Annotated in this window: 40 protein-coding genes; 35 read left to right on the plus strand and 5 right to left on the minus strand. The window is 44.9% G+C overall.

What is annotated here, in order from left to right:
• The 29 genes from ACE1OE_RS20285 to rplQ form a co-directional block, all read left to right on the plus strand.
• Positions 1 to 118 (plus strand): EF-Tu C-terminal domain-related protein (locus ACE1OE_RS20285; RefSeq protein WP_152428706.1); only part of this gene is annotated, 118 nt, incomplete at its 5' end.
• 483 nt (positions 119 to 601) lie between these two features.
• Positions 602 to 913, plus strand: coding sequence for a 30S ribosomal protein S10 (rpsJ, locus tag ACE1OE_RS20290; protein WP_005417222.1), 312 nt, complete (start codon positions 602 to 604; stop codon positions 911 to 913).
• 14 nt (positions 914 to 927) lie between these two features.
• Entirely contained in the window at positions 928 to 1,557 is a 630-nt protein-coding gene (rplC, locus tag ACE1OE_RS20295) for a 50S ribosomal protein L3 (RefSeq protein ID WP_102471343.1), read from the plus strand.
• A 16-nt stretch (positions 1,558 to 1,573) separates the two neighbouring features.
• Positions 1,574 to 2,176, plus strand: a complete 603-nt coding sequence (rplD, locus tag ACE1OE_RS20300) for a 50S ribosomal protein L4 (protein WP_102471342.1) — start codon at positions 1,574 to 1,576, stop codon at positions 2,174 to 2,176.
• Complete coding sequence (rplW, locus tag ACE1OE_RS20305; protein WP_031495626.1) at positions 2,173 to 2,475, plus strand: 50S ribosomal protein L23; 303 nt, start codon at positions 2,173 to 2,175, stop codon at positions 2,473 to 2,475. Before rplD ends, rplW begins: the two co-directional genes overlap by 4 nt.
• Before the next feature lie 15 nt (positions 2,476 to 2,490).
• Positions 2,491 to 3,315, plus strand: coding sequence for a 50S ribosomal protein L2 (gene rplB / locus ACE1OE_RS20310; protein WP_102471341.1), 825 nt, complete (start codon positions 2,491 to 2,493; stop codon positions 3,313 to 3,315).
• 19 nt (positions 3,316 to 3,334) lie between these two features.
• Positions 3,335 to 3,613: a 30S ribosomal protein S19 gene (rpsS, locus tag ACE1OE_RS20315; RefSeq protein WP_102471340.1), complete on the plus strand. Its 279-nt coding sequence runs from the start codon at positions 3,335 to 3,337 to the stop codon at positions 3,611 to 3,613.
• A 9-nt stretch (positions 3,614 to 3,622) separates the two neighbouring features.
• Positions 3,623 to 3,955: a 50S ribosomal protein L22 gene (gene rplV, locus ACE1OE_RS20320; protein ID WP_102471339.1), complete on the plus strand. Its 333-nt coding sequence runs from the start codon at positions 3,623 to 3,625 to the stop codon at positions 3,953 to 3,955.
• Between the two features lie 17 nt (positions 3,956 to 3,972).
• On the plus strand, positions 3,973 to 4,671 hold the full coding sequence (gene rpsC / locus ACE1OE_RS20325; RefSeq protein WP_102471338.1) for a 30S ribosomal protein S3: 699 nt from the start codon (positions 3,973 to 3,975) through the stop codon (positions 4,669 to 4,671).
• 11 nt (positions 4,672 to 4,682) lie between these two features.
• On the plus strand, positions 4,683 to 5,093 hold the full coding sequence (rplP, locus tag ACE1OE_RS20330; RefSeq protein WP_102471337.1) for a 50S ribosomal protein L16: 411 nt from the start codon (positions 4,683 to 4,685) through the stop codon (positions 5,091 to 5,093).
• On the plus strand, positions 5,093 to 5,284 hold the full coding sequence (gene rpmC / locus ACE1OE_RS20335; RefSeq protein WP_102471336.1) for a 50S ribosomal protein L29: 192 nt from the start codon (positions 5,093 to 5,095) through the stop codon (positions 5,282 to 5,284). The genes rplP and rpmC overlap by 1 nt, the downstream gene beginning before the upstream one ends.
• The gene (gene rpsQ / locus ACE1OE_RS20340) at positions 5,284 to 5,538 is read left to right on the plus strand and encodes a 30S ribosomal protein S17 (protein WP_102471335.1); all 255 of its coding nucleotides are present in this window, start codon (positions 5,284 to 5,286) and stop codon (positions 5,536 to 5,538) included. Before rpmC ends, rpsQ begins: the two co-directional genes overlap by 1 nt.
• Before the next feature lie 160 nt (positions 5,539 to 5,698).
• Positions 5,699 to 6,070, plus strand: a complete 372-nt coding sequence (rplN, locus tag ACE1OE_RS20345; protein WP_449212120.1) for a 50S ribosomal protein L14 — start codon at positions 5,699 to 5,701, stop codon at positions 6,068 to 6,070.
• Between the two features lie 10 nt (positions 6,071 to 6,080).
• Entirely contained in the window at positions 6,081 to 6,398 is a 318-nt protein-coding gene (gene rplX, locus ACE1OE_RS20350) for a 50S ribosomal protein L24 (protein WP_102471334.1), read from the plus strand.
• Between the two features lie 24 nt (positions 6,399 to 6,422).
• On the plus strand, positions 6,423 to 6,962 hold the full coding sequence (gene rplE / locus ACE1OE_RS20355) for a 50S ribosomal protein L5 (RefSeq protein ID WP_102471333.1): 540 nt from the start codon (positions 6,423 to 6,425) through the stop codon (positions 6,960 to 6,962).
• Positions 6,963 to 6,979: 17 nt separating this feature from the next.
• Positions 6,980 to 7,285: a 30S ribosomal protein S14 gene (gene rpsN / locus ACE1OE_RS20360; protein ID WP_102471332.1), complete on the plus strand. Its 306-nt coding sequence runs from the start codon at positions 6,980 to 6,982 to the stop codon at positions 7,283 to 7,285.
• 29 nt (positions 7,286 to 7,314) lie between these two features.
• Positions 7,315 to 7,707 (plus strand): 30S ribosomal protein S8, encoded by a 393-nt coding sequence (rpsH, locus tag ACE1OE_RS20365; RefSeq protein WP_102471331.1) that lies wholly within the window; start codon positions 7,315 to 7,317, stop codon positions 7,705 to 7,707.
• A 10-nt stretch (positions 7,708 to 7,717) separates the two neighbouring features.
• Positions 7,718 to 8,251, plus strand: a complete 534-nt coding sequence (rplF, locus tag ACE1OE_RS20370; RefSeq protein WP_449212121.1) for a 50S ribosomal protein L6 — start codon at positions 7,718 to 7,720, stop codon at positions 8,249 to 8,251.
• A gap of 9 nt (positions 8,252 to 8,260) precedes the next feature.
• Positions 8,261 to 8,614 carry a 50S ribosomal protein L18 gene (gene rplR, locus ACE1OE_RS20375; RefSeq protein WP_250619389.1) on the plus strand — a complete coding sequence of 118 codons (354 nt, stop codon included), beginning with the start codon at positions 8,261 to 8,263 and terminating at the stop codon, positions 8,612 to 8,614.
• A 14-nt stretch (positions 8,615 to 8,628) separates the two neighbouring features.
• Positions 8,629 to 9,129, plus strand: a complete 501-nt coding sequence (gene rpsE, locus ACE1OE_RS20380) for a 30S ribosomal protein S5 (protein WP_102471328.1) — start codon at positions 8,629 to 8,631, stop codon at positions 9,127 to 9,129.
• Positions 9,130 to 9,134: 5 nt separating this feature from the next.
• Entirely contained in the window at positions 9,135 to 9,314 is a 180-nt protein-coding gene (gene rpmD / locus ACE1OE_RS20385) for a 50S ribosomal protein L30 (protein ID WP_102471327.1), read from the plus strand.
• A 5-nt stretch (positions 9,315 to 9,319) separates the two neighbouring features.
• Positions 9,320 to 9,754: a 50S ribosomal protein L15 gene (gene rplO / locus ACE1OE_RS20390; protein WP_102471326.1), complete on the plus strand. Its 435-nt coding sequence runs from the start codon at positions 9,320 to 9,322 to the stop codon at positions 9,752 to 9,754.
• A 20-nt stretch (positions 9,755 to 9,774) separates the two neighbouring features.
• Positions 9,775 to 11,109, plus strand: a complete 1,335-nt coding sequence (gene secY / locus ACE1OE_RS20395; protein WP_102471325.1) for a preprotein translocase subunit SecY — start codon at positions 9,775 to 9,777, stop codon at positions 11,107 to 11,109.
• Positions 11,110 to 11,136: 27 nt separating this feature from the next.
• Entirely contained in the window at positions 11,137 to 11,250 is a 114-nt protein-coding gene (gene rpmJ / locus ACE1OE_RS20400; protein WP_000868186.1) for a 50S ribosomal protein L36, read from the plus strand.
• Positions 11,251 to 11,401: 151 nt separating this feature from the next.
• Positions 11,402 to 11,758: a 30S ribosomal protein S13 gene (gene rpsM / locus ACE1OE_RS20405; protein ID WP_102471324.1), complete on the plus strand. Its 357-nt coding sequence runs from the start codon at positions 11,402 to 11,404 to the stop codon at positions 11,756 to 11,758.
• Positions 11,759 to 11,776: 18 nt separating this feature from the next.
• The gene (gene rpsK, locus ACE1OE_RS20410) at positions 11,777 to 12,166 is read left to right on the plus strand and encodes a 30S ribosomal protein S11 (RefSeq protein WP_001118870.1); all 390 of its coding nucleotides are present in this window, start codon (positions 11,777 to 11,779) and stop codon (positions 12,164 to 12,166) included.
• Positions 12,167 to 12,201: 35 nt separating this feature from the next.
• Positions 12,202 to 12,822, plus strand: a complete 621-nt coding sequence (gene rpsD / locus ACE1OE_RS20415) for a 30S ribosomal protein S4 (protein ID WP_102471323.1) — start codon at positions 12,202 to 12,204, stop codon at positions 12,820 to 12,822.
• A gap of 24 nt (positions 12,823 to 12,846) precedes the next feature.
• Entirely contained in the window at positions 12,847 to 13,839 is a 993-nt protein-coding gene (locus ACE1OE_RS20420; protein WP_102471322.1) for a DNA-directed RNA polymerase subunit alpha, read from the plus strand.
• A gap of 26 nt (positions 13,840 to 13,865) precedes the next feature.
• The gene (gene rplQ, locus ACE1OE_RS20425; RefSeq protein ID WP_102471321.1) at positions 13,866 to 14,252 is read left to right on the plus strand and encodes a 50S ribosomal protein L17; all 387 of its coding nucleotides are present in this window, start codon (positions 13,866 to 13,868) and stop codon (positions 14,250 to 14,252) included.
• 78 nt (positions 14,253 to 14,330) lie between these two features.
• On the opposite strand, the gene ACE1OE_RS20430 is transcribed toward rplQ, so the two are convergent.
• Positions 14,331 to 14,801 (minus strand): DUF2780 domain-containing protein, encoded by a 471-nt coding sequence (locus ACE1OE_RS20430; RefSeq protein WP_241903104.1) that lies wholly within the window; start codon positions 14,799 to 14,801, stop codon positions 14,331 to 14,333.
• 93 nt (positions 14,802 to 14,894) lie between these two features.
• A complete protein-coding gene (locus ACE1OE_RS20435) occupies positions 14,895 to 15,518 on the minus strand; it encodes an FKBP-type peptidyl-prolyl cis-trans isomerase (protein ID WP_102471319.1) in 624 nt (207 codons plus the stop codon).
• A 212-nt stretch (positions 15,519 to 15,730) separates the two neighbouring features.
• On the opposite strand from ACE1OE_RS20435, the gene ACE1OE_RS20440 reads away from it, so the two are divergent.
• The gene (locus tag ACE1OE_RS20440; protein WP_449212122.1) at positions 15,731 to 16,342 is read left to right on the plus strand and encodes a LysM-like peptidoglycan-binding domain-containing protein; all 612 of its coding nucleotides are present in this window, start codon (positions 15,731 to 15,733) and stop codon (positions 16,340 to 16,342) included.
• 17 nt (positions 16,343 to 16,359) lie between these two features.
• Here the strand turns inward: ACE1OE_RS20440 and ACE1OE_RS20445 are convergent, their stop codons facing one another.
• Both ACE1OE_RS20445 and ACE1OE_RS20450 read right to left on the minus strand, forming a co-directional pair.
• On the minus strand, positions 16,360 to 16,812 hold the full coding sequence (locus tag ACE1OE_RS20445) for a GNAT family N-acetyltransferase (RefSeq protein WP_102471317.1): 453 nt from the start codon (positions 16,810 to 16,812) through the stop codon (positions 16,360 to 16,362).
• A gap of 95 nt (positions 16,813 to 16,907) precedes the next feature.
• Positions 16,908 to 18,875 (minus strand): bifunctional 2',3'-cyclic-nucleotide 2'-phosphodiesterase/3'-nucleotidase, encoded by a 1,968-nt coding sequence (locus ACE1OE_RS20450; protein WP_449212123.1) that lies wholly within the window; start codon positions 18,873 to 18,875, stop codon positions 16,908 to 16,910.
• 315 nt (positions 18,876 to 19,190) lie between these two features.
• Between ACE1OE_RS20450 and cobA the strand changes: the two genes are divergently transcribed.
• The 5 genes from cobA (at position 19,191) to cysC (ending at position 24,968) form a co-directional block, all read left to right on the plus strand.
• Complete coding sequence (cobA, locus tag ACE1OE_RS20455; RefSeq protein ID WP_449212124.1) at positions 19,191 to 20,105, plus strand: uroporphyrinogen-III C-methyltransferase; 915 nt, start codon at positions 19,191 to 19,193, stop codon at positions 20,103 to 20,105.
• A gap of 10 nt (positions 20,106 to 20,115) precedes the next feature.
• On the plus strand, positions 20,116 to 21,072 hold the full coding sequence (cysD, locus tag ACE1OE_RS20460; protein ID WP_277869428.1) for a sulfate adenylyltransferase subunit CysD: 957 nt from the start codon (positions 20,116 to 20,118) through the stop codon (positions 21,070 to 21,072).
• Positions 21,073 to 21,090: 18 nt separating this feature from the next.
• Positions 21,091 to 22,503, plus strand: coding sequence for a sulfate adenylyltransferase subunit CysN (gene cysN / locus ACE1OE_RS20465; protein WP_102471313.1), 1,413 nt, complete (start codon positions 21,091 to 21,093; stop codon positions 22,501 to 22,503).
• A gap of 89 nt (positions 22,504 to 22,592) precedes the next feature.
• The gene (locus ACE1OE_RS20470; RefSeq protein WP_449212125.1) at positions 22,593 to 24,317 is read left to right on the plus strand and encodes an SLC13 family permease; all 1,725 of its coding nucleotides are present in this window, start codon (positions 22,593 to 22,595) and stop codon (positions 24,315 to 24,317) included.
• 33 nt (positions 24,318 to 24,350) lie between these two features.
• Positions 24,351 to 24,968, plus strand: a complete 618-nt coding sequence (gene cysC, locus ACE1OE_RS20475; RefSeq protein WP_372061489.1) for an adenylyl-sulfate kinase — start codon at positions 24,351 to 24,353, stop codon at positions 24,966 to 24,968.
• 66 nt (positions 24,969 to 25,034) lie between these two features.
• Here cysC and ACE1OE_RS20480 read toward each other — a convergent pair whose 3' ends face one another.
• Entirely contained in the window at positions 25,035 to 25,943 is a 909-nt protein-coding gene (locus ACE1OE_RS20480) for a TIGR03899 family protein (protein ID WP_372061490.1), read from the minus strand.
• Positions 25,944 to 26,181: the final 238 nt, after the last annotated feature.

A 26,181-nucleotide genomic window follows, 5' to 3' on the forward strand; every position in this document is an offset into this window, starting at 1 on the left:
CATCCAAATGGTTGTTGAGCTAATCGCTCCAATCGCAATGGACGAAGGTCTACGTTTTGCTATCCGTGAAGGTGGCCGTACTGTAGGCGCTGGTGTTGTTGCTAAGATCTTTGCTTAATTTATAGCAAAATCTTGCGAATACCGCACTGAAAAAGAGGAGCTTAGGCTCCTCTTTTTATTTGAAGTAATACGAGTACTACTGGCCCCTAAGACAGATATCGCTGCTCTGATTTCCCCTGCAAAATCCTTTCCTTATTTATGTGCTGATTATTTTTTCTCCTCCTATTGCAAGTCCGCTGATGTTCTGTATAATAGCGCGCTCTGGCCTAGCCAGTTGTGAACCAATGAGCACTGAGGAGTGAACGCCTACTCACGTAGATGTTTAGTAACGTAGACTCAGCTTATGTTCGCAGTTAATACAATTACTTTTTATTTACTAGCGTATTTATACGTTAAATAGGTTTAGGGTAATCGAAAATTAGCTGACAATGCATTCAATTAGAATGCTACGGTTTCACATAAATCAATCGACATTCTCTCGCTTTAGCGAGCATGAGTGGCGATATTGTTTGTGTAATAATTAATTTTGGAGCTCTGTCTCATGCAGAACCAACGTATTCGTATCCGCCTAAAGGCTTTTGATTACAAGCTAATCGATCAGTCTACTGCGGAAATCGTTGAAACAGCTAAGCGTACCGGCGCACAGGTTCGTGGTCCTATTCCACTTCCTACTCGTAAAGAGCGTTTCACTGTTCTTACCTCTCCACACGTCAACAAAGATGCACGTGATCAGTACGAAATTCGTACTCACAAGCGTTTGATCGACATCGTTGAGCCAACAGATAAAACTGTTGATGCTCTAATGCGTCTTGATCTTGCTGCTGGCGTTGATGTTCAAATCAGCCTAGGTTAAGGGAGATAAGAATAATGATTGGTCTAGTCGGACGTAAAGTGGGTATGACCCGCGTATTTACCGAAGAAGGCGTTTCTATCCCTGTAACAGTAGTTGAGGTTGAAGCGAACCGTGTAACTCAAGTTAAATCACTTGAGACTGACGGTTATGCTGCAATTCAAATTACTGCAGGCGAGAAGAAAGCTAGCCGTGTTTCTAAGCCACAAGCTGGCCACTTTGCGAAAGCAGGTGTTGAAGCAGGTCGCGGTCTTTGGGAATTCCGTTTGGAAAACGGCGAAGAGTTTGAACTTGGCGCTGAGCTAAACGTAGAACTATTCAACGACGTTAAAAAAGTAGACGTTACTGGTACATCTAAAGGTAAAGGCTTCCAAGGCGCTATCAAGCGTTGGAACTTCTCTACTCAAGATATGACTCACGGTAACTCCTTGTCTCACCGTGCACCGGGTTCAATTGGTCAATGCCAAACTCCAGGTCGCGTATTTAAAGGCAAGAAAATGGCAGGTCACATGGGTGCTGAGCGTGTAACGACTCAAAACCTAGAGATCGTACGTGTTGACGCTGAGCGCGGTTTGCTCCTTATTAAAGGTGCGGTACCAGGCTCAACAGGCGGCAACGTGATCGTTAAACCAGCTATTAAAGCATAACGTCTAGGAGTAAGTAATGGAATTGATGGTTAAAGGTGCTGATGCACTAACTGTTTCCGAGACTACTTTCGGACGTGACTTCAACGAAGCTCTTGTACACCAAGTAGTTGTTGCTTATGCAGCAGGTGCTCGTCAAGGTACTCGTGCTCAAAAGACTCGTTCAGAAGTATCTGGCGGTGGCGCTAAGCCATGGCGTCAAAAAGGTACTGGCCGTGCACGTGCTGGTACAATTCGTAGCCCAATCTGGCGTACAGGTGGTGTTACTTTTGCTGCGAAACCACAAGATCACAGTCAAAAAGTAAACAAAAAAATGTACCGCGGTGCTATGAAAAGCATTCTTTCTGAGCTTGTTCGTCAAGAGCGTCTAGTTGTTGTAGACAACTTCTCAGTTGAAGCACCAAAAACAAAAGAGCTAATCGCTAAGCTTAATGATCTTGAGCTAACGGACGTTCTTATTGTGACTAGCGAAGTAGATGAGAATCTATTCTTAGCTGCTCGTAACCTTTACAAAGTTGATGCTCGTGACGTTGCTGCGATTGATCCAGTAAGTCTAATCGGCTTTGACAAGGTTCTAATGACTGCTGACGCAGTTAAGCAAGTTGAGGAGATGCTAGCATGATCACTGAAGAACGCATCCTAAAAGTTCTACGTGCTCCGCACATTTCTGAGAAAGCAACTATGGCTGCAGAGAAAGCGAATACTATCGTTTTCAAAGTAGCGAAAGATGCAACGAAGAAAGAGATCAAAGCAGCTGTAGAAAAGCTATTTGAAGTTGAAGTTAAGTCTGTAAATACTCTTATTCTTAAGGGTAAGACTAAACGCCAAGGTCTACGCCAAGGTCGCCGCAGCGACGTTAAGAAAGCGTATGTTACTTTGGCTGAAGGTCAAGACCTTGACTTCGTTGGCGGCGCGGAATAACAGGAGTAGTTAAGAATGGCTATTGTTAAATGTAAGCCGACTTCCCCTGGTCGTCGTCACGTTGTTAAAGTTGTTAACACTGACCTGCACAAGGGTAAGCCATACGCACCACTTCTAGAGAAAAACTCTAAGAATGGTGGTCGTAACAACAACGGTCGTATTACAGTACGTCACATCGGTGGTGGTCATAAACACCATTACCGTTTGATTGACTTCAAACGTACTAAAGACGGTATCCCAGCGAAAGTTGAGCGTCTAGAATACGATCCAAACCGTAGCGCAAACATTGCTCTAGTTCTGTACGCAGACGGTGAGCGCCGCTACATTATTGCACCAAAGGGCATCCAAGCGGGTGACTCTATCCAATCAGGTGTTGATGCGCCAATCAAAGCAGGTAACACTCTGCCGATGCGTAACATCCCTGTAGGTTCTACAGTTCACTGTGTTGAATTGAAGCCTGGTAAAGGTGCACAAATTGCTCGTTCTGCAGGTGCATACGCACAACTTATCGCTCGCGATGGTGCTTATGTAACTCTACGCCTACGTTCAGGTGAAATGCGCAAAGTATTATCAGAAGGCCGTGCTACGCTCGGTGAAGTTGGTAATGCTGAGCACATGCTACGTGAACTAGGTAAAGCTGGTGCTAGTCGCTGGCGCGGTGTTCGTCCAACCGTCCGCGGTGTGGTAATGAACCCGGTAGATCACCCGCACGGTGGTGGTGAAGGTCGTACATCTGGTGGCCGTCACCCAGTATCTCCTTGGGGTCAGCCTACTAAAGGCTTTAAGACTCGTAAGAACAAGCGCACTGACAAGTACATTGTACGTCGTCGTAATAAATAATCTATAAAGAGGAATCGCCATGCCACGTTCTCTCAAGAAAGGTCCTTTTATTGACCTACACTTGCTGAAGAAGGTAGAGAAAGCGGTGGAAAGCGGAGACAAAAAGCCTGTTAAGACTTGGTCCCGTCGCTCAATGATCATACCTACTATGATCGGTTTGACCATCGCTGTCCATAATGGTCGTCAGCACGTACCAGTTTTCGTTACCGAAGAAATGATCGGTCACAAACTGGGCGAATTTGCACCAACTCGCACTTATCGCGGCCATGCTGCAGATAAGAAAGCTAAGAAGAAATAGGAGTAGATGATGGAAGCTATCGCTAAACATAACTTTGCTCGTATTTCTCCTCAGAAAGCTCGCTTAGTTGCAGACCAAATCCGCGGTAAAAACGTGGATCAAGCGCTAGAACTACTTACTTTCAGCAACAAAAAAGCTGCTGAATTAATTAAGAAAGTTCTAGAATCAGCAATCGCGAATGCGGAACATAACGAAGGTGCAGATATCGACGATCTTAATGTCGCTAAAATCTTCGTAGATGAAGGCCCTATCATGAAGCGTATTATGCCTCGTGCTAAAGGCCGTGCCGACCGTATCTTGAAGCGTTCAAGCCACATCACTGTTGTTGTAGCAGATCGCTAAAAGCTAGGAGATAAGCAATGGGTCAGAAAGTACATCCAAATGGTATTCGTCTTGGCATCGTTAAGCCTTGGAATGCTACATGGTTTGCTAATACCAACGAATTCGCTGATAACCTAGATGGCGACTTCAAGGTACGTCAGTTCCTTACTAAGGAACTAGCAAAAGCGTCTCTATCACGCATCGTTATCGAGCGTCCAGCGAAGAGCATCCGTGTGACTATTCACACAGCTCGTCCTGGTGTTGTTATCGGTAAGAAAGGCGAAGACGTTGAGAAGCTACGCACTGCTGTAGCTAAAATCGCAGGTGTACCAGCGCAAATTAACATCGCTGAAGTACGTAAGCCTGAGCTAGACGGCAAATTAGTTGCTGATAGCATCGCGTCTCAACTAGAGCGTCGTGTGATGTTCCGTCGCGCTATGAAGCGTGCGGTTCAGAATGCTATGCGTCTAGGCGCTAAAGGTATCAAAGTGCAAGTAAGCGGTCGTTTAGGCGGCGCTGAAATTGCACGTGCTGAGTGGTATCGTGAAGGCCGTGTGCCTCTACACACTCTACGTGCTGACATTGATTACGCAACTTCTTCGGCTCACACCCAATACGGTGTGATCGGCGTTAAAGTCTGGATCTTCAAAGGTGAGATTCTAGGCGGTATGCCGGCAGCTAACGCTGTTGAGCCAAAAGGCGACAAGCCTAAGAAGCAGCGCAAAGGCCGTAAGTAAGGAGTCGACAGATGCTACAACCTAAACGTACTAAGTTCCGCAAGGTTCAAACAGGCCGTAACCGTGGTTTAGCTAAAGGTACTGATGTAAGCTTCGGTACTTTTGGTCTTAAAGCGGTTGGCCGTGGTCGTCTTACTGCTCGTCAGATCGAAGCGGCACGTCGTGCTATGACGCGTCACGTTAAGCGTCAAGGCCAAATCTGGATCCGTGTGTTCCCAGATAAGCCAATCACAGAAAAACCACTTGAAGTTCGTCAGGGTAAGGGTAAAGGTAACGTTGAGTACTGGGTAGCCCAAATCCAACCTGGAAAGGTTATGTACGAAATGGACGGTGTACCTGAAGAGTTGGCACGTGAAGCGTTCCGCCTAGCGGCTCGCAAACTGCCGTTCAAAACTACATTTGTAACTAAGCAGGTGATGTGATGAAAGCACAAGATCTACGCGAAAAAAGCGTTGAAGAGCTTAACGCTGAGCTTTTGAATTTGCTACGTGAACAGTTTAACTTGCGCATGCAAGGTGCAACTGGTCAACTTCAGCAAACTCATACTCTTAAAGCTGTACGCCGTGATATCGCACGTGTGAAAACTGTTTTGACTGAGAAGGCAGGCGCATAATGAGCGACAAAATTCGTACCCAACTAGGTCGTGTACTTAGCAACAAGGCTGACAAGTCTATCGTTGTGACAATCGAACGCATGGTGAAACACCCAATTTACGGTAAATTCGTAAAGCGTACGACTAAAATACACGCACATGACGAAAACAACGAGTGTGGCATTGGCGACACTGTTGAGATTCGTGAATGTCGTCCAATGTCTAAGATGAAATCTTGGACTTTGGTAAACATCGTAGAAAAAGCGAAATCTTAATCAGATTTTTAGCTTAAAAATCAAGCGGCTCCGATTTATTTTGGGGGCCGCTTATTTTTTGTCTACCCAATCTCGATAAAGGGTGATATAGTTCGCGTCCCTTTAAAGAGGCAGCCCGACCCGAGAGGGTCTAGTTTTTATTATTTAGCGGAGCACTAACATGATCCAAATGCAAAGTACACTCGACGCTGCGGATAACTCCGGCGCTCGTAGAGTAATGTGTATTAAGGTCCTGGGTGGCTCTCACCGCCGTTATGCACACATCGGTGATGTCATCAAGGTTACTGTGAAGGAAGCAATTCCTCGTGGTAAAGTTAAAAAAGGTGATGTCCTGAATGCGGTGGTAGTTCGCACCCGTAAAGGCGTACGTCGTCCAGATGGCTCTGTCATTCGCTTCGACCGCAACGCTTGTGTATTGTTGAACGACACTACTGAGCAACCAGTCGGCACACGTATCTTTGGTCCAGTGACGCGTGAACTTCGCAATGCGAAATTCATGAAAATCGTTTCACTAGCACCAGAAGTTCTGTAAGGAGCGGCACATGGCAGCTAAAATCCGTCGTAACGACGAAGTAATCGTTCTTGCTGGGAAAGACAAAGGCAAGAAAGGTAAAGTAACTAAGGTTCTAGCGACCGGTAAAGTTATCGTTGAAGGCATTAACCTTGTTAAGAAGCACCAAAAGCCGGTTCCGGCTCTAGGTCAACAAGGTGGCATCGTTGAACAAGAAGCAGCTATTGATGCTTCCAACATTGCAGTCTTTAACGCGGCTACTGGTAAAGCAGACCGCATCGGTTTCCGTATCGAAGATGGTAAGAAAGTTCGTTTCTTTAAATCTAACGGCGAAACTGTTTCTAACTAATTAGAAGTAATTTGGAGTTCTACTATGGCGAAACTGCATGATTACTACAAGTCGTCTGTAGTTGCTGAACTGACCAAAGAGTTCAGCTACTCAAGCGTCATGCAAGTCCCTAGGATTGATAAAATCACCCTAAATATGGGCGTTGGTGAAGCAATCAACGATAAGAAACTGCTAGAAAACGCAGCTGCTGATATGGCAACGATCTCTGGTCAAAAGCCACTTATCACTAAAGCGCGTAAATCTGTTGCTGGTTTCAAAATTCGTGAAGGCTACCCAATTGGTTGTAAAGTAACCTTGCGTGGCGAACGTATGTGGGAATTTTTAGAGCGTTTAATCTCTATCGCACTTCCACGTGTACGTGATTTCCGTGGTGTTAGCGCTAAGTCTTTTGACGGACGCGGTAACTACAGCATGGGCGTTCGCGAGCAAATCATCTTCCCGGAAATCGACTACGATAAAGTAGACCGTGTTCGTGGCTTAGACATCACTATTACGACGTCTGCTGCAAACGATGAGGAAGGCCGAGCTCTGCTGGCTGCCTTTAACTTCCCATTCCGCAAGTAAGGTGAAGGGTTACTGTTATGGCTAAACAATCAATGAAAGCACGTGAAGCAAAACGTGCAAAGCTTGTAACTAAGTTCGCAGAAAAGCGTTCAGCGTTAAAAGCAATCATTAGCGATGTTAACGCATCAGAAGAAGATCGTTGGAATGCGGTTCTAAAACTGCAATCTCTTCCACGTGATTCAAGTGCATCACGTCAGCGCAACCGTTGCAACCAAACTGGTCGTCCACACGGTTTCCTACGTAAGTTCGGTCTAAGCCGTATTAAGGTTCGTGAAGCTTGCATGAAAGGCGAGATTCCTGGACTTCGTAAGGCTAGCTGGTAATTGCCGCTTAATCATTTGGAGTAAATCATATGAGCATGCAAGATCCGATTTCGGATATGCTGACCCGTATTCGTAACGGTCAGGCAGCAAATAAAGTTGCTGTTAAAATGCCTTCTTCAAAGCTTAAAGTTGCAATTGCTGCTTTGCTGAAAGCTGAAGGTTATATTACAGATTTCGCTGTTGATGGCGAAACTAAACCTGAGCTAGAAGTTACACTTAAGTACTTCCAAGCTAAACCTGTAATCGAGCAAATCAAACGTGTATCTCGTCCTGGTCTTCGTGTTTACAAGAAGAACAACGAGCTACCATCTGTAATGGGTGGTTTGGGTATTGCAGTCGTATCTACTTCCAAGGGTCTGATGTCAGACCGTGCTGCTCGTAAAGCATGCCTTGGCGGTGAAATCATCTGTTACGTCGCTTAAGGAGTAGACTATGTCTCGTGTTGCTAAAGCACCTGTCGCTATTCCAGCTGGCGTAGAGGTGAAACTAAACGGCCAAGAAGTTACTGTTAAAGGTAGCAAAGGTGAACTAACTCGCGTTCTTAACAATGCAGTAGTTGTTGCACAGGAAGAGAACAACCTAACTTTCGGACCGAAAGAAGGTGTTACTAACGCTTGGGCACAAGCAGGTACTGCTCGTGCACTAGTTAACAACATGGTTGTTGGTGTTACCGAAGGCTTTACTAAGAAACTGACTCTTAAGGGTGTTGGTTACCGTGCTGCTATTAAAGGCAATGCGGTTGGCCTAACTCTAGGTTTCTCTCACCCAGTTGAGCACGAGTTGCCAGCGGGTATTAAAGCCGAATGTCCTAGCCAAACTGAGATCATCATTACTGGTTGCGATAAGCAATTAGTAGGTCAAGTTGCAGCTGACATTCGTTCTTACCGTGAGCCTGAGCCTTATAAAGGCAAAGGTGTTCGTTACGCAGATGAAAATGTGCGTACCAAAGAAGCTAAGAAAAAATAAGGTAACACTATGGATAAGAAAGCATCTCGCATCCGTCGTGCTACACGTGCGCGTCGTAAGATTGCAGAACTGGGTGCAACTCGCCTAGTTGTACACCGTACTCCGCGTCATGTGTACGCTCAGGTTATCGCATCAAACGGCTCTGAGGTCATCGCTTCTGCTTCTACTGTAGAAAAAGCGATCCGTGAGCAAGTTAAGAACACTGGTAACATCGAAGCAGCTCAAGCAATAGGTAAAGCTATTGCAGAACGCGCTCTTGAAAAAGGCGTTTCTACAGTTGCATTTGATCGTTCTGGTTTCCAATACCACGGTCGAGTAGCGGCGCTAGCAGAATCTGCTCGCGAAGCTGGTCTGAAATTCTAAGGTAGGGTTGGAAGATGGCAAGAGAACAACAACAAGCTAGTGATTTGCAAGAAAAACTAATCGCTGTTAACCGTGTTTCTAAAACGGTTAAAGGTGGTCGAATCATGAGCTTCACTGCACTAACAGTAGTTGGTGACGGTAATGGTCGTGTAGGTTTCGGTTACGGCAAAGCCCGTGAAGTACCTGCAGCGATCCAAAAAGCAATGGAAAAAGCGCGTCGCAACATGGTTACGATTTCGCTTAACGAAGGCACTCTTCACCACGCGGTGAAAGGTCGTCATTCGGGCTCTAAGATCTACATGCAGCCAGCTGCAGAAGGTACTGGTATCATCGCCGGCGGTGCGATGCGTGCAGTACTTGAAGTTGTAGGTGTTCACAACGTATTAGCTAAAGCTTACGGTTCAACTAACCCAATCAACGTTGTTCGCGCAACGATTGCTGGTCTAGTAGACGTTAAGTCTCCAGAAATGGTAGCAGCTAAACGTGGTCTCACTGTTGAATCGATTTCGGAGTAAGAACCATGGCTAATACTATTAAAGTGACTCAAACTAAGAGTTCAATCGGTCGTCTACCTAAGCACAAAGCGTGTCTTAAAGGTTTAGGCCTTCGTAAAATCAACCATACAGTAGAGCTTGAAGATACTCCGTGTGTACGCGGTATGATCAACAAGGTTTACTACATGGTTAAAGTTGAGGAGTAATCAGAATGCGTTTGAATACTCTATCACCGGCTGCGGGTTCTAAGCCTTCTAAGAAGCGCGTAGGTCGTGGTATCGGTTCTGGCCTTGGTAAAACAGCAGGCCGTGGTCATAAAGGCCAAAAGTCACGTTCTGGCGGCAGTGTTCGTCCAGGCTTTGAAGGCGGTCAAATGCCTTTGAAACAGCGTCTACCTAAATTCGGTTTCACTTCTCGTAAGAGCCTAGTGTCTGCTGAAGTTCGTCTAGCTGAGCTAGCGAAAGTAACTGGTGACGTTGTTGATCTAAACAGTCTTAAAGCGGCTAACGTTATCACTAAGAACATCGAATTTGTAAAAGTTGTTCTTTCAGGTGAACTAACGAAAGCTGTGACTGTTAAAGGTCTACGCGTGACAAAAGGCGCTAAAGCTGCAATCGAAGCTGCAGGCGGTAAAATCGAGGAATAATCTCGAGGGACGAGGTACAGATGGCTAAGAAACCAGGACAAGATTTTAACAGTGCTAAAAGTGGCTTAAACGAGCTCAAATCGCGCCTTTTATTCGTACTTGGTGCGCTATTAGTGTTCCGTGCCGGCTCTTTTGTGCCGATTCCTGGTATTGACGCGGCTGTACTTGCCGATTTGTTCGAACAGCAAAAAGGTACCATCGTAGAAATGTTTAACATGTTCTCCGGTGGTGCTCTAGAGCGTGCATCTATTTTAGCACTGGGCATCATGCCGTATATTTCGGCATCTATTGTTGTCCAGTTGCTAACTGTAGTTCATCCAGCGTTAGCCGAACTCAAGAAAGAGGGTGAGGCAGGGCGTCGTAAGATTAGCCAATATACGCGTTATGGTACGCTTGTACTTGCAACATTCCAGGCAATAGGTATTGCAACTGGCCTTCCAAACATGGTCAATAATCTGGTTGTTATCAACCAAACCATGTTTACGCTGATTGCTACCGTAAGTTTAGTAACCGGTACCATGTTTTTGATGTGGTTAGGTGAACAAATTACAGAGCGTGGAATCGGGAATGGTATTTCCATTCTTATTTTTGCAGGTATTGTTGCTGGATTGCCTTCGGCAATTGGTCAAACAATCGAGCAAGCGCGTCAAGGTGAACTGCACGTACTTCTTTTGTTGTTTATTGCTGTGTTATCTTTCGCAGTTATTTATTTTGTGGTGTTCATGGAGCGTGGTCAACGTCGTATCGTCGTTAACTATGCAAAACGACAACAAGGCCGCAAAGTATTTGCTGCTCAAAGTACGCACTTGCCGTTGAAAATCAACATGGCAGGTGTTATTCCAGCAATTTTCGCATCGAGCATTATCCTGTTCCCAGGAACATTGGCTCAGTGGTTTGGTCAAAACGGAGAGAGCAGCGCATTCGGTTGGTTAACTGATGTGTCTTTAGCTCTTAGCCCAGGTCAACCATTGTATGTAATGCTTTATGCAGCAGCGATAATTTTCTTCTGTTTCTTCTATACGGCGTTGGTTTTCAACCCAAGAGAAACAGCAGATAATTTGAAGAAGTCTGGTGCATTCGTACCCGGTATCCGCCCAGGAGAGCAGACAGCGAAGTATATTGATAAAGTAATGACTAGATTAACCCTAGCTGGTGCTCTATATATTACCTTTATCTGTCTGATTCCCGAGTTTATGATGGTCGCTTGGAACGTACGTTTCTATTTTGGCGGCACATCACTACTAATCGTAGTGGTTGTTATCATGGACTTTATGGCACAGGTACAGACTCATCTGATGTCTCAACAGTATGATTCTGTGTTGAAAAAAGCAAATCTGAAAGGCTCAGGCCGTTAATTCAGATTTAATTTACGGAGTTTAGCAATGAAAGTTCGTGCTTCCGTTAAAAAAATCTGCCGTAACTGTAAAGTTATCAAGCGCAACGGTGTTGTGCGCGTAATTTGCAGTGAGCCAAAGCACAAACAGCGCCAAGGCTAATAAAGCAGAAATTTTTACTTGAAATATGAGGTATGGTCGAGTATATTCCTCGACCTACCTTTTGCGTGCAAAAGAAGTAGTATCCCGCAACGTATCCTAAACGGGCTTTGTTGCGGATAATTCTTTTACGAAACACTTTATGGAGTGAATAATGGCCCGTATAGCAGGCATTAACATTCCTGATCAAAAGCACGCTGTAATCGCACTAACTGCGATCTACGGCATTGGTAAGACTCGCTCTCAAGCTATTCTAGCTGAAGTGGGTATTGCTGAAGATGTTAAGATCAGTGAACTAAATGAAGAACAGATCGATCAACTGCGTGATGGTGTTGCAAAATACACTGTAGAAGGTGATCTACGTCGTGAAGTCTCAATGAACATCAAGCGTCTTATGGACCTTGGTTGTTACAGAGGTCTTCGTCATCGTCGCAGTCTACCACTACGTGGACAGCGTACTAAAACCAACGCTCGCACCCGCAAGGGTCCGCGTAAGCCGATCAAGAAATAGTCGGGAAGGTAGAGTACAATGGCTAAACAACCAACACGCGCTCGTAAGCGCGTACGCAAGCAAGTTGCTGATGGCGTAGCGCACATTCATGCTTCTTTCAATAACACAATCGTAACCATTACTGATCGCCAAGGCAATGCTCTTGCTTGGGCTACAGCAGGTGGTTCAGGTTTCCGTGGCTCTCGTAAGTCTACTCCGTTTGCTGCACAAGTTGCTGCTGAACGTTGTGCTGAAATGGCGAAAGAATACGGTCTAAAGAACTTGGAAGTTATGGTTAAGGGTCCAGGTCCAGGTCGCGAATCTACAGTTCGTGCACTGAATGCTGCTGGTTTCCGCATCACAAACATTGTTGATGCTACACCAATCCCTCATAACGGTTGTCGTCCACCTAAGAAACGTCGCGTATAAACGTATAACGTTTCTGGGATAATTGGAGAAGAATCATGGCAAGATATTTGGGTCCTAAGCTGAAGCTTAGCCGTCGCGAAGGCACAGACTTATTCCTTAAGTCTGGTGTACGTGCGATCGATACCAAGTGTAAAATTGATAACGCACCAGGTGTACACGGCGCTCGTCGCGGTCGTCTATCTGAATATGGCGTTCAGCTTCGTGAGAAGCAAAAAGTTCGTCGTATTTATGGCGTTCTAGAAAAACAATTCCGTAACTATTACAAAGAAGCTGCTCGCCTTAAGGGCAACACAGGTGCAAACCTGCTTCAGCTTCTTGAAGGTCGTCTTGACAACGTAGTTTACCGCATGGGCTTTGGCGCAACTCGCGCAGAAGCACGTCAACTAGTTAGCCACAAAGCTATCGTAGTTAACGGTAAAGTTGTAAACGTTCCTTCTTTCAAAGTTTCGGCTAATGACGTTGTTACTATCCGCGAGAAAGCTAAACAGCAATCTCGTATTAAAGCGGCTCTAGAAGTTGCTGGACAACGTGAAAAACCAACTTGGATTGAAGTAGATGCTGGTAAGATGGAAGGAACATTCAAGCGTATGCCTGAGCGTTCAGATCTATCTGCTGACATTAACGAACACTTGATCGTCGAACTTTACTCTAAGTAAGGTTTAATATAAAGAGAGGACACAATGCAGGGTTCTGTAACAGAATTTCTTAAGCCACGTCTTGTTGATATTGAACAAATCAGCACGACACACGCAAAAGTAACTCTTGAGCCATTAGAGCGTGGCTTTGGCCACACTCTAGGTAATGCACTTCGTCGTATTCTACTATCTTCTATGCCAGGTTGTGCTGTAACAGAAGTTGAAATAGAAGGCGTTTTGCACGAGTACAGCACTAAAGAAGGCGTTCAAGAAGATATCCTTGAGATATTACTTAACTTGAAAGGTCTAGCTGTTCGCGTAGCCGAAGGCAAAGATGAAGTATTCATTACACTGAATAAATCAGGCTCAGGCCCTGTTGTTGCAGGTGACATCACCCATGATGGTGATGTAGAGATCGCTAACCCAGAACACGTTATTTGTCACCTAACGGATGACAACGCTGAGATCGCTATGCGTATCAAAGTAGAACGTGGTCGTGGTTACGTTCCAGCTTCAGCTCGTATCCATACTGAAGAAGATGAGCGCCCAATCGGTCGTCTACTTGTAGATGCTACATACAGCCCAGTCGATAAAATCGCCTATGCTGTTGAAGCGGCTCGTGTAGAACAACGTACTGACTTGGACAAACTTGTCATCGACATGGAAACGAACGGTACTCTGGAACCTGAGGAAGCTATCCGTCGTGCAGCTACTATTTTAGCTGAACAACTGGATGCATTCGTAGATCTTCGTGATGTACGAGTACCTGAGGAGAAAGAAGAGAAGCCGGAGTTCGATCCTATTCTACTGCGTCCTGTAGACGATCTTGAACTAACAGTTCGCTCTGCTAACTGTCTGAAAGCAGAAGCGATTCACTACATCGGTGATCTTGTACAGCGTACTGAGGTTGAGCTACTTAAAACGCCAAACCTTGGTAAAAAATCTCTTACTGAGATTAAAGACGTACTTGCATCACGTGGTCTTTCTCTGGGCATGCGCCTAGAAAACTGGCCACCAGCGTCTATCGCTGAAGATTAATCGATACTAGTTAGAAGGATTAGGTCATGCGCCATCGTAAGAGTGGTCGTCAACTCAACCGCAACAGCAGTCATCGCAAAGCGATGTTCAGCAATATGGCTAGCTCTCTTGTACGTCATGAAGTAATCAAGACTACATTGCCTAAAGCAAAAGAGCTACGTCGCGTAGTTGAGCCTTTGATTACACTAGCTAAGACTGACAGCGTTGCTAACCGTCGTCTAGCATTTGCACGTACTCGTGATAACGAAGTAGTTGCGAAACTATTCAACGAACTAGGTCCACGTTTTGCTACCCGCCAAGGCGGTTACACACGTATCCTAAAAGCTGGTTTCCGTACCGGCGATAAAGCTCCAATGGCTTTCATTGAGCTTGTAGATCGCCCAGAAGCTGCTGAAGAAGCTGCTGCTGAGTAATAGTTCGAAGCATTAAAAAGCCGAGTATTTATACTCGGCTTTTTTGTGTCTGAAATCTGGCTTATTTATCAGTACGATTTATTGCCATAAGCTCGTTAACGATCCTAATAACTCAGAACTTGCACCTTGCGTACCTAAATAATCGAGCACGACAGGCGCGAATTGCGAGATCATGCTAGGATCTAGCCCTACCGATGCGAAAATATTCTTAACGCTTTCCATATTTTCAACTGACGTTAATAAACCACTGCTGCTTAACGATGACATTCCTGGGATCAGTGAACTCAGTTCAGATGCTTGTCCACTTCCTAAACTATTTTGAGCTAACGATAACAGCGCACCTGCGCCAGTCGTTGCTTGCTCAGGTGTAATCGATAAATTATCGACAAGGTCACCGACAACTGCAGAATTTTGTGTCTGGCTTAGCGACGCTGCGCTATTGAGCATGCTGTTTGTTGAATCTGAATCTAATGTTGGCAAGTCAAACTCGGCCATTGCAGGTAAAGTAACGAGAGAGAGTGCGAGCACGGCAGGGGTTATTTTGATCATGATATAGTCCATTTTGTTGTTCATGACCGTAAGTTTAGACAATAAAAAAAGCAGTGACGAATCACTGCTTAAATAATTTTATGTTTATGGAGATTAGCCTAGGATTTCTAGAAGCTCTACTTCAAAAACAAGTGCTGCAAACGGTGGGATCGCAGCGCCAGCGCCACGCTCGCCATATGCAAGGTCTTGTGGAATGCAAAGCTTCCATTTTGAACCAACAGGCATAAGTTGAAGTGCTTCAACCCAACCTTTGATTACGCCTGTTACTGGGAATTCAGCTGGTTGGCCACGAGATACTGAACTATCAAATACAGTTCCATCAGTTAGCTCACCGTGGTAGTGAACTCGTACTGTGTTGTCTGCAGTTGGGATTTCACCAGTACCTTCAGTGATTACTTCGTATTGAAGACCAGACTCAAGAACGGTAACTTCTGGACGAAGTGCGTTGTCTGATAGGAATACTTCACTATCAGCAGATGCCGCTTTAGCCGCTTCTTGGCGAGCTGATTCTGCACGAGTGTGTAGGTCTTGAAGAGCATTGTTAATCTCATCAATTTCGATTTCTGGCATGTCACCAGTAAGCGCAGTTGCAATACCTTTAGCGATTGCATCAACGTTAAGACCTTCTAGGCCGCTTCCTGCTAGTTGTTGGCCCATTTGTAGACCAATACCGTAGCTAGCTTTTTGTTCTACAGTTTCTAATTTCACGTCAGACATGACGGTCTCTCTTTGCTTATCGAATGAAGCGCAAAGGATACCAGTTCTTAAATAAAACCGGAATGCTCTTAAGAAGTTTTACTATTTAATTTGAGTAAGTTGTAAAACTTGTGACATTAGACTGCTATAAACAGGTTTTCCTACGATTTTCCTATACTCTGATCGTGGGTTTTTTTAAACTGGACCCGTTGTTTAGTAGGAGACGGATAGGAATGAATCGTCGTCAAAGGAAGAAACAAAAAATCGATCATTTACAGCCATTAAAAGCGCTGTGGGCTAAGATGGATTTTTCTAAAATCAAAACCAAGAGTCAAGCGCTTGGTAAACCGAATCTATTGGCGTTGAAAGCAAAATTTTCATCCTTTTGGTTCAACTTGCCATTGTTGCACCGTCGATTACTAAGCGTGATTGTACCCATCGTAGTCGTGTTATTGCTTTGGCCTAGTTATAAGACAACATCACCTATTGAGCCTAGTCCAACCAACCAACGTGTGACCGTCAGTGTTAATGCGCAGTCGTTGAGTGAACAAAGTGCTCAAAAGGATTTGGAGCAAGTGACTGAGACCGATTGGAGAGAATATACGGTTAAGAAAGGCGATACCCTTGCTCAGGTTTTCAGAAAAAACCAATTGCCGATGGCGGATTTAAACTCTCTTGCTCGAGTCGAAGGGGCTGACAAACCACTAAGCCGAATTAAACAAGGCCAGCTCATCCGCTTTAAATATAGCCAAGAGGGTCAGTTGGACATTCTGCAGATCGAAAAAGGCGAACAATCCATCATGTTCTTCAGGTTGTCTGACGGCGGATTTGGCCGGAGTAAATAAGGCAATCAAGTCTGACGCTAGCGCGTCAGTCTCATATCTACGTGCGGGATATCATCTTCCAGATATTGCTCTGAGCAAGGCTGAAAGCCATGTTTACCATAGTAATTTTGTAAATGGTATTGCGCGCCAATTGTAATATCTTCATTTGGCCATAAATCTTCGCATGCTTTTATCGCATAGCTAATGAGTTCATGGCCTAAACCATTGCCACGATGATTACTATTTGTGGCAACTCGGCCAATACTGACCTCCTCATAGCTGATACCTTTTGGCAAAAGTCTTGCGCAAGCAATGAGTTCATCCTCGCGGTAGCCGGCAAGATGATAGACACCGGCTTGGTGGTCTTTGTCATCAAGTTCTGGATAAGGGCACGTTTGCTCTACGACGAAAACATCAATACGTAATTTTAATAATTGATAAAGTTCTTGTGTGGTTAGCTCGTTAAATTTTTTTATTTTCCAGATAAGCATTGCTTTGTCTCTTATGTGGTGTGTTTGATTTAGAGTAAACTGCGGGTATAAAAAAAGCCACGCATTCGCGTGGCTTTATACTGATAGCTTAGTGGTTATTTCTGTAGATCAATACGATAAACGGCAAAGCCAACATCATCTGTTGCCACTTTTTCCATTGGGTACTGACCTTTATCGTTGATGAATTTCGCGGCTTTTTCTGATGGCGAAGTTTCAAAGCGAACATCGAGTTTTACATCAGATTGAAGCGGAGCAAACGTCCAGTTGTTATCCGCGCTCGGGGTGACTTCACCTTTGTCTTTACTGACATTAGTGATGTAACTCGCCACAACGGTGCGGTTCTCATCGGGTGAATCAAATGCAATGAATTCGCTACCAGTTCCAGGGAATTTGTTGCTGTAAGCACGATAATTGTTAGTCGCAACAAGGAACGTTTGGGTTAAGTCTATAGGCTTACCTTGATAGGTTAAGTCGACAATACGCTCGCTGTTTTCATTAAGCGGCTGACAGTTAGCATCATAACGAGCGGCTTGGCTTACATCGATCTGGTAGTTAACTCCGTCCATAACGTCGAAGTTATAGGTACGGAAATTATCCCAATCGATCAAAGACTGTGGTTTATCACTGCTAACATCAATTTGATTAAATTGACCCGCTGAGCATTCCAGCCATTCCTTGACCTCTTTTCCTGTCATTTTCAATGCAACTAACGTATTCGGATAAAGGTATAAGTCCGCCGCATTTCGGAAGGTGAGCTGTCCAGATTCAACTTCGGTGAAGTTCGCTGGGTCATTTTTTCTTCCACCGGCTTTAAAAGGTGCAGCGGCAGATAATACTGGTAATCCATCAAGATCAGGATCGCCTTGAATCATGGTTTCAACATAATCTATTTGCGCAAGATTGACGATTTGTACGGTAGGATCGTCCTGAACCAGAGCTAGGAAGCTGTACATAACATCATTTGCTTTGCCGATTGGCTGGTTAACAAAATCACGTGTCGCATCATGATCGGTTTTAACCGCATCGACGATGCCTTTATCGGCATCAACCAACGGTTTCTTACTGACCGCATCAAAAATTGGTCGAGCTTCGGTTTGCGTTTGTGTTTGTGCGACTTTCCATGTGTCCCCATCTTTAGTCAGCATGAGATCCATCACACCCACATGGCTACCCCAACGACCCGGCATCACTGCCGCAACACCATTGATGGTGCCTTTTTCGTTATCGACGCCTTGGATATTTTCAAACCCTTTACCTGGGAATACCGCATGGGAGTGACCAAACGCGATCGCGTCAATGCCTTTTACTTCTGAAAGGTAGTACGTTGAGTTTTCAGCGCCTGCTTTATACGGGTCGCTAGATACGCCTGAGTGAGGAATAGCGATAATGATATCGGCTCCCTCTTTTTTCATTTGAGGCACTAGTTCTTCAGCGGTCGCCTTGATGTCTTTAGCAAAGACTTTGCCTTCTAGATTTTTTTTATCCCAAACCATGATTTGTGGTGGAACAAAACCAATGTAACCAACTTTTACTTGTTGTGCATTGCCATCGGTATCTTGGAAGGTATGTGTCTTGATGAGGTAAGGCTTAAAGTAGTGCTCACCGGTTGCTTGATCAAAAACGTTAGCATTGACATACGGGAAGTTAGCGCCCTTCAATGAAGCCGCTAAGAAATCTAAACCATAGTTAAATTCGTGATTACCGATGTTACCTACATCATAGCTGAGTTGATTCATCGCTTTGTAAACGGGGTGTATATCGCCCGGCTTCACGCCTTTATCTGCCATGTAATCGCCCATAGGACTACCTTGTAGCAGATCACCATTGTCCACGAGCACACTGTTGCTGACTTCATTGCGTGCTTCTTTGACCAGTGTGGCAGCACGGGCTAAGCCGATTTTTTGTGAAGGCTTGTCTTTGTAGTAGTCATAATCCATGACATTAGTATGAATATCAGTTGTTTCGATTATTCTTAATTTAATTTCATCTGCCATTACCGGGCCTGCTATTGCTAGCATGCCGCCAAGCACTGCGATTGAAATAGGTTTCACTGCCACTTTCATCTTCATATCCTTTCTATGGAATTCTGTTTCAAAACATGCCAATTGTATCAATTTGTTATGAAAGATATTTTTCATACATAAAGAAAGTGTGATCTAAATTGGTTGTTATTGTGAGTTTTGATTCGTATGTCTCATCTCGAGGCCACCCCAATATCAATAGTAGAAGGGAACGCGTGAATGCGTCCTTTTACTTCGGTAAAAAGCGGCAAATTCGTCCTATAGTGGTTTTTGGAATAAAAAATGAAATTTTAGAATTTCAGGTAATATAGCCAGTTGGTCATAATGCCAACATCAGATACGCGATGGACTGCCAATATGGACCAAGCTCATAACCACTCGACAGACTTAAAACCTACACCTCAGTTGGTGGCGAGTACAGTCAAACCTAGATTGCCTTCTTCAAAACTAAAAGCCGGTGAAGTGGCTTTGGTTGGTGCTGGCCCAGGCGATCCTGAGTTACTCACTCTCAAAGCTCTGAATTTTTTACAGCAAGCTGATGTGGTTTTGTACGACTACCTTGTTTCCGAAGAAATCATGGCCTTGGTACCGGATAGCACTGTGCTGGTATGTGTGGGTAAGCGAGCAGGGCATCATAGCGTTCCTCAAGATAAGACCAATCAATTACTGCTCGATTTTGCTCAAAGTGGTCATAAGGTTGTGCGAATTAAGGGCGGGGACTCCTTTATGTTTGGCAGAGGGGGAGAAGAACTCCAGGTTCTTGCTCAAGCCGGTATTCAATTTCAAGTGGTTCCCGGTATTACAGCTGCAGCTGGCGCGACAGCTTATGCAGGTATTCCTCTGACTCATCGTGATTATGCCCAGTCTGCGCTATTTGTTACTGGCCATCTCAAGCCTGGAAGCGACGATATGGATTGGTCGACACTCGCAAGGCCCAATCAAACCTTAGTCATTTATATGGGCCTAATGAAGTCAGAGTATATTCAGCAGCAATTGGTGCGTCATGGACGACGTCTTGATGTACCAGTGGCGATTATTGAACGTGGCACTCAGCAAAACCAAAAAGTATTAATAGGTCAGCTAAAGGATCTTTCCGATCTTGCAAAGAATGCACAAGCGCCATCATTGATCGTGGTGGGCGAGGTGGTTGAACTAGCAAGAGAGCTTGCTTGGTTTGGTGATACAAACAATACCGGAGAGGCGATGGGTCTTAATAAGACCGTTAGCTTCGGAAACAAAATCAATCACGCGCTTAGTGTAAAGAGTGCATAGGAATTCAGTCTTGTGGAGATGCAATGAGTCTCCACTCGCAAAAAAGGAAGCACAACAAATGGACCAAGAAAGACTCACTCACCTTAAGCAACTTGAAGCGGAGAGCATTCACATTATTCGTGAAGTCGCTGCTGAATTTGATAACCCGGTCATGATGTATTCAATCGGTAAAGATTCTTCCGTCATGTTGCACCTGGCTAGAAAAGCCTTTTACCCAGGAAAAATCCCATTTCCTTTGTTACACGTGGATACCGACTGGAAATTCAAAGAAATGATTGATTTTCGAGATCGTACCGCCAAGAAGTATGGGTTTGAGCTTTTGGTTCATAAAAATCCAGAAGGCCTGGAAATGGGGATCAATCCCTTTGTGCATGGTTCATCAAAACATACCGACATCATGAAAACCCAAGGTTTGAAGCAAGCACTCAATCAATACGGCTTTGATGCGGCATTTGGTGGAGCTCGTCGCGATGAAGAAAAGTCTAGAGCAAAAGAGCGAGTCTATTCGTTTAGGGATAAAAACCATACATGGGATCCTAAAAATCAACGTCCAGAATTGTGGAATACCTATAACGGTCAAATAAATAAAGGCGAAAGCATCCGAGTATTCCCGCTATCGAATTGGACGGAGCTGGATATTTGGCAATATATCTACCTCGAAAATATCGAGATGGTACCACTGTATTTAGCGGCAGAGCGCCCTGTCGTTGAGCGAGATGGCATGCTGATCATGGTTGATGATGAGCGTATGGAGATCCAACCTGATGAAAAAGTGGAAAATAAGAGCGTACGTTTTAGAACGCTTGGTTGTTACCCACTGACAGGAGCGGTCGAATCAACGGCATCCACACTGACAGAGATCATCGAAGAGATGCTTGTCGCGACCTCAAGCGAACGGCAAGGTCGGGCGATCGATCATGATCAGTCAGGATCGATGGAGCTTAAAAAACGTCAGGGATATTTCTAAGGATCGAAGGGACACATTATGAATAGCGTAGTTGAAACACAACTTGCCGAACTGGGTATCGAGGGTTACCTCAACCAGCATCAGCACAAATCTTTACTTCGATTCCTGACCTGTGGCTCAGTGGATGATGGCAAAAGTACCTTAATTGGACGCTTGCTCCATGACTCGAAACAAATTTATGAAGATCAACTAGCCGCGGTACACTCGGATAGCCAACGAGTGGGAACCACTGGCGACAAACCTGATCTCGCTTTATTGGTTGATGGCTTGCAAGCTGAGCGTGAACAAGGCATCACCATTGATGTAGCGTACCGTTATTTCTCTACGCAGAAACGAAAGTTCATCATTGCTGATACACCAGGGCATGAACAATATACGCGTAATATGGCTACGGGAGCATCAACGTGTGATCTTGCGGTTATTTTGATTGACGCGCGTAAAGGCATGTTGGATCAGACTCGTCGTCATTCCTTTATTGCTAGTTTACTCGGGCTTAAGCAATTTGTTGTTGCCGTGAACAAAATGGATTTAGTGGACTTTTCTCAAGAGCGATTCGAGTCCATTCGTGATGATTATTTAGCGTTTTCTGAGAAACTCGGTAAAGGCATTGATATTCAAATTATTCCGTTATCAGCGCTTGATGGCGATAACGTGGTCGACGCGGGTGAGAACATGCCGTGGTATCAAGGCAAGCCGTTGTTGGAGTTATTGGAAACCGTCGATATTGACCAAGATAAACGCTACGGCGAATTTCGATTCCCCGTGCAGTATGTGAATCGCCCTAACCTCGATTTTCGTGGGTTTGCTGGCACCGTTGGCTCTGGTGAGATCCGTGTAGGCGATGAGATAAAATCGCTGCCGTCTGGAAAGACGTCGACCATAGAAAGCATCGTGACATTCGACGGCAATCTCGACGTAGCATTTGCAGGGCAAGCCGTGACGTTAACCTTGACGGATGAAATCGATATCAGCCGTGGTGACCTTATCGTCAAACAAGATGCAAAAGTGACATCATCGAATCGTCTGCTAGCGGATGTCGTCTGGATGACGGATGACGCATTGACGGCAGGCAAAACCTACGACATTAAAATCGCCGGTAAGAAAACACAAGGACAGCTAGAAGCGGTTCGTCATCAATACGATATCAATACACTGGCATCTTTCGATACTGAAACCCTACCAATTAATGGTATTGGGCTATGTGAGTGGTCACTAACTGAATCGGTAGCCATTGATAATTATGATGCCGTGCAAGATACAGGTGGCTTTATCATCATCGATCGCCTCACCAATGTGACAGTAGGGGCAGGCTTAGTTCGAGATGCACTTGCTGAGCAGCAGCGTTCTCCTAAGGAGCGCATGGGGGCGTTTGAAAGCGAGCTTAAATCGCTAATATTGAAGCACTTCCCTGAGTGGGATGCCAAGATATAAGCTTGTGGCCATAGCTTATAAGGCGTAGCACGAGCAACAGCACACCGAATGGTGCGTGACAAAATGGTCAGTTGGCGAGGATAAGGATTATGTGGGAACAAGGAGTGGTTTTAGCGCTATTGATGTCAATCATTAGCTGCTTAGTGGCCACTAAAATTAAACCCAGCCTTATTTTCGCTGGCGCGGCGTTTATCTCCTTCATTACAGGAATGACGGAGTTAAGCGTCATTGCGACCAATTTCACCAACTCGTCATTACTGACATTGGTGCTGCTCATCATGTCTTCTGCTGCTTTGGAGAAGACACGCCTGATCAGTTGGGTTAGCCGCTCTATTGCGACAGGGAAACTGGGTTCCGTTGTGGCGAAGCTTGGTATTTCTACGGCGCTTCTTTCATCATTTACCAATAATACGGCTGTTGTTGTTTCTCTTATCGGTGCGATAAAACGGAATCAGCGCCACGCCCCTTCAAAGTTACTGATCCCCTTGTCCTACGCTGCAATATTAGGAGGCACACTAACGCTGATTGGTACCTCAACAAACCTAATTATTAATAGCTTTGTTGAGGATGTTGGGCTGCCCAGTTTAGACTTTTTTGCACCGACTTGGATTGGTTTGAGTGTATTGATTGGTGGGGTGATTGTGCTTATCCCCTTGAGCTATCTCCTGCCAAACTATGACGATATTAGCCAAGATGATTTACCGTATTTCTTGGAAGCTAGAGTGGAGCCTGGGTCGCCTTTAGTCGGAGGCAGTATTGCCGAAAATAACTTGAGAGCACTGAGAAAGCTATTCTTAGCTGAAGTGGTGCGCGATGGAGAAACGCTGGCTTCTGTTGATCCGGACTTCGTACTTAAGGCAAAAGACAGGCTACTATTTTGCGGTGATGTAGAGAGCGTCAATACCTTACAAGAAATCAATGGCCTGACTTTCTTTGGGCAGCATCATCTAAACGGTCAAAACCTGCTAGAGGTTGTGGTGAGTTCCTCGGCTACTTTCTGCAATAAAACCCTAAAATCGAGTCACTTTCGCGATAAATTTGATGCCGTGGTCGTCGCAATTCGTCGTGGACACGAACGCTTAGAAGGCGGATTGGGTAATATTGTACTGCAAGCTGGCGATACCCTCGTCGTGGCGCCAGGTAAACGATTCGACGATGAAAGGCGCAAGCACCGAAAAGAGTTTGTGTTAGTCAACGACTTAGATTCGAGCGCTAAGCTTGATTTTGCCAAATCGAGCTATGTGTTGTTCGGCTTCATTGCGGTGATAGTGTTAGCGCTTACTAACGTCCTTCCTATTATTAAGGGCCTAGCACTCTATCTTATTGCTATTTTAGCGTTCGGGATTGTTAATTTCGGAGAACTAAGACGTCGTTTTCCTACCGATATCGTGGTCATTGTCGGCTCTGCATTATCTATTGCTCAACTGATGATATCGACAGGGCTGTCCGAACGGATGGGCGAGATGTTTATGGAGTTGTTCAATGGTTGGGGGGTATTTGGTGCGTTAGTGGCGACTTACTTCGTTACTCTCATTCTAACCGAGCTCATCACCAATAATGCGGCGGCGGCTCTCGCATTTCCTATTGGTTATAGCATGGCTGTAGGCTATGGGGTTGATCCCATGCCATTCATTATGGCTGTTTTATTTGGCGCTAGTGCTAGCTTCATTTCTCCTTACGGATATCAAACTAATTTGTTGGTGTACAGCGTGGGCAATTATCAGCTTAAAGATTACCTTCGGATCGGTATTCCTATTTCAATCGTCTATTCCGTATTGGTATTAGCACTGATTCCGTATTTTTTCCCATTTTAATGTTTTTATGATTCGTGACAATTAAGGATTTATATGTCAGATACTACTTTAGAAAAAGATGAGAACGTCATTTGGCATCAGCATTACGTAACAAAATCGGAACGCTCTGAGCTGAAAAAACAGCAGCCTGTCGTCCTTTGGTTTACTGGTCTTTCTGGTGCTGGCAAATCGACAGTAGCGGGGGCATTAGAAACTGAGCTGATTCGCTTGGGTCATCATACGTATCTATTGGATGGTGATAACGTTAGGCATGGTTTATGTCGTGATCTTGGCTTTTCAGCACAAGATCGACGAGAAAATATTCGTCGTGTTGGTGAGTTGGCAAAACTGATGGCGGATGCAGGATTGATTGTCCTATCGGCCTTTATTTCTCCGCATAGAGAAGAGCGTGCTTTGGTTAAATCTTTACTTCCACAAGGTGAGTTTCTCGAAGTGTTTGTTGATGCAAGTTTGGCGGTTTGCGAATCCCGAGATCCAAAAGGATTGTACAAGAAAGCACGTGCGGGAGAGATTGCCAATTTTACTGGAATTGATTCTGAGTATGAGCAGCCCCTTCAACCTGACATTCACCTTCAAGCGAGTGATCACGATGTGGCAACGTTGGTCACTGAGTGTTTAGCCGTCTTGAAAGCAAAGAATATCATCGCTTAATTTAAATCGATGTCGTATGTGGGTCAATATGCTCTTTTCATCGCAGCATATTGGCAGCGCTGTCCGTTAAACCTTGTGATGAAAAGAAGTGGCGGCTTCGCCAGCAACGGTGAATTTTCTATTGAGTAGGTTCACCAACTTCTCTTGATATTGCATGTTCCCGCGGTGCCCCAGCAGTTGGCATAGTTCGTTGCCTGTCGGGGTAAAACGATAATAGGTGAGCCTAATGCCTTTTAACTTAGATTGCAGTTGAAACTCGCTACCTTGGTAATTGAGGTTCAAGGCTGGCTCTTGCGCAATCTCGCCGGATTCGAGTTCCGTACCGAGAAGAATACCTAGCTCGATTAACAACAATAGGCTGGAGTAGGGAAGATTAAATTCACCCAAGCTCAGTTCATCGAAACTGTCTCTTTTTGAAAAACTAAACAGCCCGGCATGATGCTTGATGCCGAGTAGTAATTTTCTGCTACTGTCAGCACCAAAGCTGCAGGCAAGTGAGGCAGCGCGTTGCAAGGTTTGCGCCTCTTTTGGCGTCATATCTTTGAGGGTTTTTAAGGCTTTCATAGAGGTGGAGCCAGGATTGGTTACCTCTCGCTTCAGTACCTGTGCCCACAGTTTTTGCATCGAGGTATTATGGATATCCTGAGCCATATCAAAAAACCGCAGTAACCAATCAAAATCTGGCTCACTAGCCACCTCACTATTACATGCTTGCAGTGCTAGCTTTACGATATGCTCTAGGTTTTTCTGTCGTTGCTCTTTTCGTTGCTTATCCCGCAAAATAGCACGCTCGAAGACACTTTTTTCTGACGCTTCTTCAGTAATAAGTGCATCAAGGATGTGAGTCTGTGCAATGGCTTTGATTCGACTGGCGCTGTCGCGCATCGGCGAACTCTTTTTTTGATTTTTTTGCTCATAGTGATGAGCGGTAGGTTCAGCTGTTGGAGATGAGCTGCCGGCCGGTAGGTTACTCATAGTTATGCACTTAACCGTCTGAATAAGAGTGAAGGGAAGTCATAAATTTAACGGGGTTTGCTCAAAATGACTAGTGCTATTTATGTGAGCTATTTTCCGCTTTAATAATTAGAGGGGGTAGGTTGTAAAAAAACCTAGGATAAATGATAAATATTTGTTAAATTTAGAGGGTGAGTAAGGAGGGAGTTTATGAATTACTCAAGAGAGTATAAATTCAAGAAACACATCTCAACAGCCC

The sequence above is a fragment of the Vibrio sp. E150_011 genome, from assembly GCF_053544015.1.